Origin of the sequence: Catellatospora sp. IY07-71 (assembly GCF_018326265.1) — a bacterium.
Classification (GTDB): Bacteria; Actinomycetota; Actinomycetes; order Mycobacteriales; family Micromonosporaceae; genus Catellatospora.
Genome location: NZ_AP023360.1, coordinates 4,060,934 through 4,072,975 on the forward strand (window position 1 = coordinate 4,060,934; position 12,042 = coordinate 4,072,975).

12 protein-coding genes are annotated in these 12,042 nt (G+C 72.2%); 6 read left to right on the forward strand and 6 right to left on the reverse strand.

Features of this window, described 5'->3' with window-relative positions; all coding sequences use genetic code 11:
• The 5 genes from CS0771_RS18190 to CS0771_RS18210 form a co-directional block, all read right to left on the reverse strand.
• Positions 1-1,626 carry a hypothetical protein gene (locus tag CS0771_RS18190; protein WP_212842101.1) on the reverse strand — a complete coding sequence of 542 codons (1,626 nt, stop codon included), beginning with the start codon at positions 1,624-1,626 and terminating at the stop codon, positions 1-3.
• 2 nt (positions 1,627-1,628) lie between these two features.
• A complete protein-coding gene (locus CS0771_RS18195; RefSeq protein WP_212842102.1) occupies positions 1,629-2,738 on the reverse strand; it encodes a GNAT family N-acetyltransferase in 1,110 nt (369 codons plus the stop codon).
• Complete coding sequence (locus CS0771_RS18200; RefSeq protein ID WP_212842103.1) at positions 2,735-4,048, reverse strand: hypothetical protein; 1,314 nt, start codon at positions 4,046-4,048, stop codon at positions 2,735-2,737. The genes CS0771_RS18195 and CS0771_RS18200 overlap by 4 nt, the downstream gene beginning before the upstream one ends.
• The gene (locus CS0771_RS18205; RefSeq protein WP_212842104.1) at positions 4,045-5,016 is read right to left on the reverse strand and encodes a glycosyltransferase family 2 protein; all 972 of its coding nucleotides are present in this window, start codon (positions 5,014-5,016) and stop codon (positions 4,045-4,047) included. Before CS0771_RS18205 ends, CS0771_RS18200 begins: the two co-directional genes overlap by 4 nt.
• Positions 5,017-5,822: 806 nt before the next feature.
• Positions 5,823-6,293: an Lrp/AsnC family transcriptional regulator gene (locus CS0771_RS18210; RefSeq protein WP_244870865.1), complete on the reverse strand. Its 471-nt coding sequence runs from the start codon at positions 6,291-6,293 to the stop codon at positions 5,823-5,825.
• Positions 6,294-6,352: 59 nt separating this feature from the next.
• Here CS0771_RS18210 and CS0771_RS18215 point away from each other — a divergent pair, with 59 nt between their 5' ends.
• The 4 genes from CS0771_RS18215 (at position 6,353) to CS0771_RS18230 (ending at position 9,536) form a co-directional block, all read left to right on the forward strand.
• Positions 6,353-7,672 (forward strand): PLP-dependent aspartate aminotransferase family protein, encoded by a 1,320-nt coding sequence (locus CS0771_RS18215; RefSeq protein WP_212842105.1) that lies wholly within the window; start codon positions 6,353-6,355, stop codon positions 7,670-7,672.
• 16 nt (positions 7,673-7,688) lie between these two features.
• Entirely contained in the window at positions 7,689-8,318 is a 630-nt protein-coding gene (pdxT, locus tag CS0771_RS18220; RefSeq protein ID WP_203751428.1) for a pyridoxal 5'-phosphate synthase glutaminase subunit PdxT, read from the forward strand.
• Positions 8,319-8,363: 45 nt separating this feature from the next.
• Positions 8,364-9,119 carry a YebC/PmpR family DNA-binding transcriptional regulator gene (locus CS0771_RS18225; RefSeq protein ID WP_203751425.1) on the forward strand — a complete coding sequence of 252 codons (756 nt, stop codon included), beginning with the start codon at positions 8,364-8,366 and terminating at the stop codon, positions 9,117-9,119.
• Positions 9,120-9,221: 102 nt separating this feature from the next.
• Positions 9,222-9,536 carry a 4a-hydroxytetrahydrobiopterin dehydratase gene (locus CS0771_RS18230; RefSeq protein WP_212842106.1) on the forward strand — a complete coding sequence of 105 codons (315 nt, stop codon included), beginning with the start codon at positions 9,222-9,224 and terminating at the stop codon, positions 9,534-9,536.
• A 61-nt stretch (positions 9,537-9,597) separates the two neighbouring features.
• Here CS0771_RS18230 and CS0771_RS18235 read toward each other — a convergent pair whose 3' ends face one another.
• Positions 9,598-10,368 (reverse strand): VOC family protein, encoded by a 771-nt coding sequence (locus CS0771_RS18235; protein WP_212842107.1) that lies wholly within the window; start codon positions 10,366-10,368, stop codon positions 9,598-9,600.
• 212 nt (positions 10,369-10,580) lie between these two features.
• Between CS0771_RS18235 and CS0771_RS18240 the strand changes: the two genes are divergently transcribed.
• Both CS0771_RS18240 and CS0771_RS18245 read left to right on the forward strand, forming a co-directional pair.
• Entirely contained in the window at positions 10,581-11,354 is a 774-nt protein-coding gene (locus CS0771_RS18240) for an ABC transporter ATP-binding protein (RefSeq protein ID WP_212842108.1), read from the forward strand.
• A complete protein-coding gene (locus CS0771_RS18245) occupies positions 11,338-12,030 on the forward strand; it encodes an ABC transporter ATP-binding protein (protein ID WP_212842109.1) in 693 nt (230 codons plus the stop codon). The genes CS0771_RS18240 and CS0771_RS18245 overlap by 17 nt, the downstream gene beginning before the upstream one ends.
• The last annotated feature ends 12 nt before the right edge of the window (positions 12,031-12,042 follow it).

A 12,042-nucleotide genomic window follows, 5' to 3' on the forward strand; every position in this document is an offset into this window, starting at 1 on the left:
TCATGTCGTCGAAGCCGGGACCGCCGACCGCGTGGGCGCGGGCTTCGGGCTGCGGCACTGGTCGGGCAGGGTGGTGGGGGAGCCGCTCGGCGCGGCGGGGGCCCCGGCCGGCAGCGGCACGTGCCGGACCTCGTACGGCCCGAGGTGCACGCGCTGCCCGCGTACGTCGACGGCGCCGCGTTCGCCGCCGGTGTTCACCAGCAGCAGGTCCGTACGGCCGTGCAGGACGCCCACGTCCGGCAGCGGCCAGCTGACCGGGCCGTCCCCGGCGGTGTCGCCGAGGATCCGCCGCAGCAGCGCCAGCGCCTGCGCGTACGCGAGCGGGCGGCCCCCGCCGGCGCGGTCGGTCGCGGTCCACAGGGCCGGGGGGAGCGGGCCGGGCGTGCTCGGGGCGCGCTGCGGCTGCCACACCAGCGCCACCGACGCGCCCGCGCCGGCCATGTGCAGCAACGCCGCCAGGGCCCTGGAGACGAGCTGCGGCTCCGCAGCCGCCTCCGCCCGGCCCACGTGGAACTCGCTCCACCACACCGGCAGCGACGTGCGCTGGCGCACCCAGTGGGTGACGGCGCCGAACAGCGCGCTGGCGCGGGCGGCGCGCGCGGCCGGGGCCAGCCCCTGGTCGCGGGTGCCCAGGCCGGCGTCGAGCGCGACGAAGTCCGCCCCGCGCTTGTGCCGCAGCCAGTAGTCGAGGACGTCGAGGCCGCGCTGGTCGACGACCCCCCAGTCGCCGGTCAGGCAGGACGCGTGACCGCCGGCCCGGCCGTCGGACCAGGTGTCCAGGACGACGTACGGCCCGCCCACGGCGATCGCCGGGTCGACCGCCTTCAACGCGTCGTACACGGCGTTGTAGAGGTCGGTGTAGGCGGCGGCGTCCCACCGGTTGTTCTTCTCGTCCCAGAAACCCTTGAGCTCGTTCCACACCTGGTAGTGGGCGACGTCGGGATACCGGCGGGCGACCGCCGCGGCGAGCTCGGCGAAGTCGCGGTAGTGCCGCCGGTCGGGGGCCGTTTCGAGCCGTTTCCAGTCCGTCTGGCCCGCCTGCCCGCCCTTCATCCAGTCCGGCGCGCAGCACAGGGTGATGACCGGGGTGCCGCCGGTGGACCGGATGAGCGCCATCCGCTGGTCGAGCGACGACCAGTCGTACACACCCGGCCTGGGCTGCGGATTGAGCGCACCCCAGCCCATGATGTGCTGGTTCTGGTAGGTCGCCGCCGCCGTGAGGACCGCCTTCGCCGACGCGCGGGCCTCGGCGTCGCTCCAGCCGTCGATCGAGTACTGGGCGTGCGTGACACCCACCGACAGCGTGCCGGGGTCGGGCCGGTGCGGCGGGGGAGTGGCCCGGTCGTGGGCGCCGCCACCGGCGGCGGTCCATTCGGCGGGGCGTGGCCAGGACCAGTTCGGCCAGGCGAACAGGAGCAGGCCGGGCAGCATGAGCAGCACCGCGGTGGCCGCCACGGTCCGGGCACCGCGCCGCCCGGACGGGCCGGTTCGGGCGGCGCGGTGCCGGCCGGGCCGGATCGCGGCGTGCTCACGGGGCCGGACCTGCCCGGGATCTCCCGGCCGGTCCGTGGCGTGCCTGGGGCGGTACGCGGCGTGCCTGCCCGCGACTCGGTGTGGTCGGCCCACCCCTACCTCCGCCCGCGCAGCTGCTGGAGGGCGACACCGGCACGGCGGCGCGCGCGCTCGGTGAGCGAGGCGACCGGGAGCCGCTCGAGCCAGTAGCTCGCGTAGTGCTGCTCCACCGCGCCGAAGCGGCTCTTGAAGAGCGCCAGCGGCGATCCGGGCCGCGAGTCCCCCATGTGGTACGACGCGCAGCCGGCCTCGGCCGCGTCCTGGATGGCGGTGCGGTGCAGCAGGTAGTTGGCGTAGGTCCGGCCGGCCAGGTCCTCGTTCATGGCCCCGCGCCAGTACATGGCCGTGGTGGCCGTGAACAGCACGACGATCGCGGCGGCCGGTTGGCCGTCGACGAACCCGGCGTACACCCGGCATCGCGCGCCGAGCCGCTCCGCGACCGTCCGCAGCTTGCTCGCGGGCTCCCGCAGCGAGGCCCGCCACTGGGCCAGCGCCACGGGCTGGCCCTCGTGGCGGGCCCACCGCTCGACCGACATGGCATAGAGCCGCTGGAAGACCGGCACGAGCCGGCCGGTGTCGTCGCGTTCGACGACGACCCCGGCCCGCTCGGCCCGGTTGACCCGGTTGCGGGTGTCGCGGCGGAAGCGGGTGCGCCACACCTCGTCGAAGCCGCCCGCGAGGGAGAGGCTCTGCGCCATCGCGGGCCGGCGCACCGTCCAGGGCGGCCTGCCCTCCTCCCACGTCGCCGCGGCGGCGGGCTCCGGGCGGAGCCAGACCCGCAGCGCGCGGTGCGCGGCGAGGTCCCCGAAGACCATGCGGACGTCTTCAGGGAGCACCACTCCCGATTCGCCGACCAGGCCCGCCGGTCCCCAGCCGAAGGGCATCGAGGCCTCGCTCAGGATCATCCGGCCGAGCACGGCGCGCCGCGCGAGCGGGAGCACCAGGCGCCTGCCGTCGGCGGTCTCGTAGAGGCGGGTCGCGTCCTCGAACCCGCCGACGGCGCAGACGCACCGCAGCCACTCTGGTGTCTGGCTCGCCAGCACCTGCGGGGCGGAGGCGAGCACCTCCTGCCAGACCCCGGCGGGCACCGGGCTGGTCACCGTGTAGGCGCGGCCCTGGCCGCCGAACCGCCCACGGCGCGAGTGCGGCACGGTCGGGGCGGTCACGGTGCCACCAGCGGGACGTCGGCGTGCCAGTAGCGCTGCGTCGCGTCGTTGGAGGCCAGCACGATCAGGCCGGTCGTGCTGTCGACGGTCTGCTTGGTCGAGGTCACGTTGTTGAGATGGAGTGACAGCGCGTCGCGCATGACCGGCGTGCCCCGCCCGGTCGGGAACGAGATGTCGTCCAGCGGGGAGCTCTTCATGAAGATCGTCCCGTCGGCGCCGGAGAACGGGCAGCCGCTGTCCGGGGCGGTGGCGAACACGTACACCATCCGGTGCTCCGAGTCGATCATGACGATCGGCCGGGTGTGGCAGTCCCTGACCCGGCCCACCGCGTGGGCCGACCAGTCGCCGGTGGATGGATCCCGGGCCAGCAGCATGATCTGTGGCGCGGACTGGGACCCGCCTTCGTCGTGGCTGGTCTTCACCACCGCGATGACCTGCCCGGACGGGTCGGCCTGGAGCGTCTTGATGCTGACGTGGTCGTCGGCGGACTTCGGCCCCTGGATCGCCGTGCGGCCGACATCCCAGGTGGACGGCGCCGCGCCGTCGTCGTGCACCGCGAAGAAGATCGCCGACGCGGGCTGGTTGCTCCACATCACGCCGGTCCGGCCGCCGCCGAACGAGACGATCGCCGAGATGTCGTCGGCGTCCAGCCCGGTGGCACCGGTGACAGGGAGCACGAACGGCGTGCCCCAGGTCGTGTCGGCGCCGGCCGTGGCGTTCACATAGACCTTCGCGCCCTGCGTCCAGGTCGCCCACAGCACCCCGGTGGAGTCCTTGTCGATGGTCAGCGTCTCGGTCGAGTGGTTGTTGATCTGCACCGGGAACCCGGTGTCCCTGGTGTACGCCTGCGTGGCGGGCTCGTAGCTGTAGCGGTAGAGCCGGGCCGGGTTCCCGGAGGCGGCCGCGGTCGACGACGAGGCCCGCACGTGCGAGGCCACGTAGAGGCGGCTGCCGTCCCACAGCACGTCGGAGCGGGTCTTGGGCCGGTTGTCGACGACCGTGCCGGTGTCGACCCAGCTCTGCGCCGACCGGTCCAGCCAGAAGATGCGGTGCGTCTGGCTGCTCGAGTGGAACAGCACCGCCCACCAGCGCCCGTCGTGCCACCACAGCTTGCTCTCCGGCTTCTCGCCGGTCGCCGCCGAACCGTCACCCGAGGTGGACGGCCCGACGTAGCCGATGTCGCCGGGGGCGGCGCTCGCCGCCGGGGTCAGCCGGTCCGGCGCCGGGATGAGGCTGAGCAGCACGCCGAGCAGCACGGCCAGAGCGACCCGGCCGCCGGCTGCGGGCGATCTCCGCTGGTACGCGATCACAGGAGGCTCCTCTCCTCCAGCGGGTGGCCCGACGCCTGCGCGAGGCACACGTCGCCGGCCACCGTCCGCCACTCCTGCAGCACGCGCTGGTCGATCGGGTCCACGACGGGCCGCGGCTTGCGGATGATGCGCTCACGCAGCAGCGTGCGGAGCACCCGCTGCCCGTCGCGGAACGTGCGCAGGTTGGAGGTGCCGCGCCGCCGCTGCAGCTCGGTGCTGGGCACCTCGGCGATGCGCAGGTCGGCCTTCAGCGCGCGCACGATGAGTTCCGTCTCGATCTCGAAGCCGTGCGCGGTGAGGGCCAGCGCCGGCACGCAGTCCCGGCGGAACGAGCAGAAGCCGTAGCACAGGTCGGTGAAGCGGACGAGGAACATCATGTTCGTCATCCAGACGAGCACCGAGTTGCCCAGCCGCCGCAGGAGGGTGAGGTCCTCCGATCCGCCGCCGGCCAGGTACCGCGAGCCCTTCACGAGGTCGTAGCCGTTCATCAGCGGGGTCACGAAGCGGTAGATCTCGGAGGGCTCCATGCTGCCGTCGGCGTCGATCATCACGATGAGGTCGGACGTCGCGGCGGCGAGGGCGACGCGTACGGCGTCGCCCTTGCCGCGGAAGCGCTGATTGACCACGACGACGTCCGGGCGGACGGCTCGGGCGACCTTGACGGTGTCGTCGGAGGAATGCCCGTCGACGATGATCACCTCGTCGACGATCGAGGGGATGCGCTCGAGCACCCAGGGGATGTTCTCCGCCTCGTTGAGGGTCGGGATGATCAGGCTGACGGTCTGTCGCCGGGGCTGGCCGCCGGCCGCGGCGTCGTCCCGGCCGGCCCGCCGCTCGCGCGAGCGCATGATGGGCGGCGCGGTCAGGCTTTCGCGCCAGGTGAGCAGTGCGCCGTCGCCGGCCGGTGGATACGGCGGGCTGACCACGGTGCTCGCGTGGCCGTCGACGTCTTCAGGGCGGGTGAGCATTGAGTTCTCCATAGATCGAACGCGGAGTCGGACGCCGTGCCGGCGTCGTGGCTGATGGCGGGGCTGAATGGTGTGCCTTTCCGGCGGGTGCTCCGGGCGGCGCGCGGTAATCGCGTGGTCGGGGCCGCCCCCGTCTCCGGGGCAGGTTGTCGTTGCATCTACTACCTTTTCTGGACAAAACGGACACAGTGCAGCAGCGTGTGCCCGTCGCGCGGTTCGTGGATCGGTGGTGAGTTCGCCGGCTGACCGGCTCACCGGGGTGACATCCCCTGGTACAAGATTCGCCGAGAATTCGTTACTTCATGGGATATTTCTGACAGTTTGCGAAGTTTCGCCCCATTTTTGTTGCCCCCACACGCGAGCGGTCGGGCGAGGCCGAGGCGACGGCCGAGCCTCAGTCATCTGCGCAAAGTGGACATGATGCGGCTGTCTCTCGTGAGTAGGCAGGTCCGCACCAGACCTGAGTGGGTCGCCCTCGCGGGCAGGGAGGGCGGTGGGTTCCCGGGGCGGCTCGCGGGCCGCACGGGGTCACCGTCCGTTGTGCACCGGCCGCCGGGACGCCGTGCCCGGGACCGTCTCCGGATGTCGTCCTGCTGCGGGGCGCTGCCGCGGGTCCTCCGCCGCCGACGCCGCGCACGGCGTCACCGGGCGGTGATCGGCAATCAAGGCCCCCGCGGTCAAACCAGACCCCCGTCGCTTGCGCTGCGGATCTCGCATCCGCTGGTCGTATGCCTTGGGTAACCGGTGCCGGCGGCGAATGGCTACGCGCCGTGATCGCTGATCCGAGCCGGACGGCGGACGTCCGGTCAGATCGGCGATATGTCCCATTTCCGGAGGTGCTGGAAGATCAGCTGGGTCTCCAGGTGGGCCACCTCGCGGCGGGAGGTGAATCCGTCCAGCAACAGGCGCTGCAGGTGGGCCGCGTCGCGCACGGCGACGTGCACGAGGAAGTCGTCCGGTCCCGCGATGTGACTCAGCGCCAGCGTCTCGGGCAGGTCCAGCACGAACCGGATGAACGGCTCCACCACGTCCCGGTTGTGCGGCCGCACCCGCACCGCGATGTACGCCTGCAGCGGCCGCCCCAGCGCAGCCGGGTCGGCCTCGGCGTGGAACCCGGCCAGCACCCCGCGCCGCTGCAGCGCCCGCACCCGCTCCAGGCACGTCGACGCGGCGACGTTCACCCGCGCCGCCAGGTCCTTGTTCGAGATCCGCGCATCGTTCTGCAACTCCCGCAGGATCGCCGCGTCGATCGCATCAAGCACGGGGTTTCCGGTCATGTGCCGAAGACTATTCGGAAGCGGTTCACCCCGGCTGGAGAAGGTACGAAGATCCGCGCATGACCTACGCCGTCGACACCCGTGCCGTGCACGCGGGCCGCGAAGACCTCGCCGAGCTCGGGGTGCACGCACTCCCGCTGGACTTCTCCACCACGTACCCGATGCACGACCAGGTCGCCGCGGGCGCGGCCCTGGGCGCCTTCGCCGACGGCGCGGCCACCGCCGCGACCCCGGTGTACCAGCGGCTGTACAACCCCACCACGGCCCGCTTCGAGCAGGCCCTCGCGCAGCTGGAGGGCACCGAGGCCGCCGTCTCGTTCGCCTCCGGCATGGCCGCGATCACCGCCGTGCTCCAGGCGGCCTGCGTGCTGACCGGGAAGAAGCACGTGGTGGCGGTGCGCCCGCTCTACGGCGGCACCGACCACCTGCTCTCGATCGGGCTGCTCGGCCTGTCCGTGACCTGGGTGGAGCAGGACGAGGTCGGCGGCGCGATCCGCCCCGACACCGGCCTGGTCGTGGTCGAGACGCCGGGCAACCCGACGCTCAGCCTGGTCGACATCGCCACCGTGGCGATCCAGGCCGGCGACGTGCCGCTCATGGTCGACAACACCTTCGCCACCCCGGTGCTGCAGAACCCGGCCCGGCTCGGCGCGGCCTACGTCGTGCACTCGGGCACCAAGTACCTCGGCGGGCACGGCGACGTGCTGGGCGGCGTGGTCGCCTGCGCCGAGCACCGGGCCGGGGCGCTGCGCCAGGTGCGCATCCTCACCGGCGCCGTGCTGCACCCGCTGGGCGGCTACCTGCTGCACCGCGGCCTGGCCACGCTGCCGCTGCGGGTACGCGCCGCGCAGGCCACCGCCGCGACGCTGGCCGTACGCCTGGCCGTGCACCGCGGGATCACCAAGGTGCACTACCCGGGCCTGCCCGGCAGCGATCCGCGCGGGCTGATCGGCCGCCAGATGCGCGGCCCCGGCGCGATGATCGCGTTCGAGACGGCCGGGGACGCCGCCGCGGTGGTCGCCGCGCTGCGCCTGATCACCCCCGCGGTCAGCCTGGGCTCGGTGGACACGCTGATCGAGCACCCGGCGCTGCTCACCCACCGGCTGGTCGACGCCGCGGGCAAGGAGACCGGCGGCATCACCCCGAACCTGCTGCGCATGTCCGTCGGACTGGAGGACCCCGAGGACCTGTGGGCCGACCTCGACCAGGCGCTGACCGCCGCCCGTGCCGCCGTCACCGTCGCCGCCCCCGCCGGGTCCGCGGCACTCCCGGCCGTGACGTCGCCGGAGGTGACCGTGCCCGAGCCGCTGCCGGCCGCCGGGGCGGTGTCCGCCACATCGGCGTACGCCGTGAGCGGGAGCGCGCCGGTCGCGGCATAGACTCGGCACAGAGTGGATGATCTTCTTGGGAGGACCCGTGCCTGACCTCGTCATCGGCGTGCTGGCGCTGCAGGGCGACGTACGCGAGCACCTGGCCGCGCTGGCCGAGTGCGACGTGATCGGGCGCCCGGTGCGCCGGCCCGAGGAGGTCGCCGAGATCGACGCCCTGGTCATCCCGGGCGGCGAATCCACCACCATGAGCAAGCTGGCGCTCGCGTTCGAGGTGTACGAGCCCGTGCGCGAGCGCCTGGCCCAGGGCATGCCGGCGTACGGCTCGTGCGCCGGCATGATCATGCTGGCCGACGAGGTGCTCGACGGGCGGCCGGACCAGAAGACGTTCGGCGGCATCGCGATGACGGTGCGCCGCAACGCGTTCGGCCGCCAGGTCGACTCCTTCGAGGCCCCGGTGGACATCGCGGGCGTGGAGGGCGAGCCGGTGCACGCGATCTTCATCCGCGCGCCGTGGGTCGAGTCGGTCACCGCGAATGTCGAGGTGCTGGGCCGGGTCGCCGCAGGCCCGGCCACCGGTAGGATGGTCGCGGTCCGGCAGGGCAACCTGCTGGCCACCTCGTTCCACCCGGAGCTCACCGGGGATCTGCGGGTGCACCGGCTGTTCGTCGACATGGTGCGTGACCAGGCCTCCTGAGCCGGGTGGGGAAAGCTTCACCACGCGCGCTGACGGAGGATTCTGATGTCCGGCCACTCAAAGTGGGCGACGACCAAGCACAAGAAGGCGGCGATCGACGCCAAGCGGGGCAAGCTGTTCGCCCGCCTCATCAAGAACATCGAGGTGGCGGCGCGCACCGGCGGCGGGGACCCGATGGGCAACCCGACCCTCTTCGACGCGATCCAGAAGGCCAAGAAGAGCTCGGTCCCCAACGACAACATCGACCGCGCGGTCAAGCGCGGCTCCGGCCTGGAGGCCGGCGGCGCCGACTGGCAGACGATCATGTACGAGGGCTACGGCCCGAACGGCGTGGCGATCCTGATCGAGTGTCTCACCGACAACCGCAACCGTGCGGCGACCGAGGTGCGCACCGCCCTCACCCGTAACGGCGGCACGCTGGCCGACGCGGGCTCGGTGTCGTACATGTTCTCCCGCAAGGGCCAGGTCATCGTGCCGAAGAACGGCCTGAGCGAGGACGACGTGCTCGGCGCGGTCCTCGACGCGGGCGCCGAGGAGTGCAACGACCTGGGCGAGTCGTTCGAGGTGATCAGCGAGGCGTCGGACCTGATCGCGGTCCGCTCGGCGCTGCAGGGCGCGGGCATCGAGTACGAGTCGGCCGAGTCGACCTTCGTGCCCAGCGTGCAGGTGGCGCTGGACGAGGAGGCCGCGCGCAAGGTGCTCAAGCTGATCGACGTGCTCGACGACTGCGACGACGTGCAGGACGTGTTCGCGAATTTTGACATCTCCGACGAGATCATCGAGAAGATCGAGGCGGCCTGAGCCGTACCGCTGAAAGATCGCCGTTCCGCACCGCGGGCGGCGATCTTTCGTGTTTACGGGAAATCAGGGGATATGAGGTCCCGCCTTGGGCATCATGTCCCTATGGTCGAAGTCCTTAACCCCGGTGAGCTGGAGCGCGGCCTGACCGCACTGGCCGGCTGGACCGGTGACGTGCACGGCATCTCCCGCACCGTGAAGCTGCCCAGCTTCCCCGCCGCGCTGGCGGTGGTCGCCCGGGTCGGGGAGGCGGCGGAGAGCATGGACCACCATCCGGACATGGACATCCGCTACCGCACGCTCACCTTCACCTGCTGCACGCACGCGGCGGGCGGTCTCACCGAGCTGGACCTGCGCCTGGCCCGCCTGATCGACGACATCGTCAGCGATGCCACCAGCGAGCAGAACGCCACCCGCTGAGGATGCTGCGTTAAGAAGGGCACCTTCTTCTACGGAAAACGATAAGAAGGTGCCCTTCCTTTCAGAGGCGGTCGGGGGTGACCTTGATGATGCTGAAGAAGGCGCCCTGGGGGTCGGACAGGACCGCGAAGCGGCCGGGCGGGATGTCGGTGGGCGGGACGGAGACGGTGCCGCCCAGCTCCTGGGCGCGGCGGGCGGCCTCGTCGCAGTCGTCGACGTGGAAGTACACCATCCAGTGCGGCGGGAGGTCCTCCGGCCACACGTCGCCCTCCATCGGCATCAGCCCGGCCACCCGCGCGCCGTCGAGCTGGAACTCGGTGTAGACGACCGGGCCGAACGGCATGTCCTGCGGCTTCCAGCCGAACACCGTGCCGTAGAAGATCTTCGAACCCTCGGGGTCGCGGGTGGTCAGCTCGTTCCAGGCCAGCGTGCCGGGGCGGCCGAAGATCTCGCCGCCGCCGTGGGTGCCGGGCTGCCACACGGCGAACATCGCCCCGGCCTGGTCCAGGAAGACCGCCATCCGGCCGTAGCCGAGCACGTCGAACGGCTCCAGCAGCACGTTCCCCCCGGCCGCGACGACCTTGGCGGCGGTCGCCGCGGCATCGGTGGTCTCCACGTAGGTCGTCCACATCGGTGGCTGGCTGTCGCCCTGGATGGGGCCGGCCCCGGCGACCTGGCGGCCGTCGATGCGGAAGGTCGTGTAACCGCCGGCCTCCGGCTCCGGGCTGACCTCGGGGTCCCAGCCGAACAGGTCTGTATAGAACTCGGTGGCGCTCTTCAGATCGGTGGTGCTCAGGTCGACCCAGGTCGGGACGCCGGGTGCGTTGGCCATCGATACCCTCCCGCATTCGGATGATCGGACCGGTTTGTCCGCTTCCTTCCGATGGTGGCATGAGCCGTGCCCGGAACCCCGGGAATCGCACATCATCGACGTGTCGATTGTGTGGACGGGTTACATGGCTGTTCATCCCTGGTGAGTCATACGTTTCCCGGCATTCGCAGTGAGCCGGATCACGTGCCACGAACCACCACAAGGAGCAGCAGATGACCGCAGATCCGCCGGCTTTGCATGCCCGCGGCCTGACCAAGGACTTCCGCGGGTTCCGGGCGGTCGACGGGGTCGACCTGGCGGTGGCGCCCGGCAGCGTGCACGCCCTGGTCGGGCCGAACGGAGCGGGCAAGACCACACTGTTCAACCTGCTCACGGGCTTCCTGCCGGTGACCGCGGGCCGGATCGAGGTGGCCGGCGCCGATGTCACCGGCCTGGCTCCGGAGGGGTTCGCGCGGCGCGGGGTGGCCCGGTCCTTCCAGATCACCAGCCTGTTCGGACAGCTCACCGCCCGCGAGCACGTGGCCCTGGCGCTGCAGAGCGGATCGGCCCTGGCCTGGCAGTTCTGGCGGTCGGCGAAGCTGATGCGGCGCTACGACGCGCGGGCCATGGAGCTGCTGGACATGGTCGGCCTGGCCGACCTCGCGGAGACCACCGCCGACGCGCTGGCGTACGGCCGCAAGCGCGCCCTGGAACTCGCCCTGGCCCTGGCGCTGGAGCCGAAGGTGCTGCTGCTCGACGAGCCGACGGCCGGCATGGGCCTGGAGGACGTCGACCGCACCGTGGCCCTGATCGGCACCGTCCGGCAGGGCCGGACCGTGGTCATGGTGGAGCACAACATGTCCGTGGTCGGCGCGCTGGCCGACCGGGTCACCGTGCTGCAGGCGGGCCGGGTGCTGGTCGAGGGCGGCTACGACGAGGTGCGCGCCGACGAGCGCGTGATCAGCGCCTACCTGGGTGAGGGAGCCGGCCGTGCTGCGCATCGATGATCTTTCCGCCTGGTACGGCGAGGCGCGGGTGCTGCGCGGGGTCGGCCTGGACATCGCCGCGGGCGAGGTGGTGACCCTGTGCGGGCGCAACGGCGCCGGCAAGACCACCCTGCTGCGCTGCGTGATGGGCCTGCACGCGGGCCAGCAGGGGCTGGTCGAGCTGGACGGCCGCCCGCTGACCGGGCAGCCCGCGTTCCGGCGGGCGCGCGCCGGGCTCGGCTGGGTGCCCGACGACCGCGGCTGCTACGCCACGCTCACCGTGACCGAGACGCTGACCCTGCCGCCCGTGGTCGGCCCGGACCCGTGGCCGCTGGAGCGGGTGTACGAGGCGTTCCCGCACCTGCACGCCCGCCGCAACGCGCCGTCGACCACCCTGTCCGGCGGCGAGCAGCAGATGCTCGCGCTGGCCCGGGTGCTGCGCATGGGTGCCCGGCTGCTGCTGTGCGACGAGCCCACCGAGGGCCTGAGCCCGCTGCTGGTCGCGCAGGTCGGCGACATCCTGCGCCAGGCCAAGCAGTACGGGGTCGCCGTGCTGCTGGTCGAGCAGAACCTGCACTTCGCCACGACCGTGGCCGACCGCCATCACCTGCTGGCGGAGGGGCGCGTCGTGGAGTCGCTGGAGAACTCCGAGGTCGCCGCGCGCGAGCAGGACCTGCTGGCCTACCTCGGCATCTGAAACGCACATCCC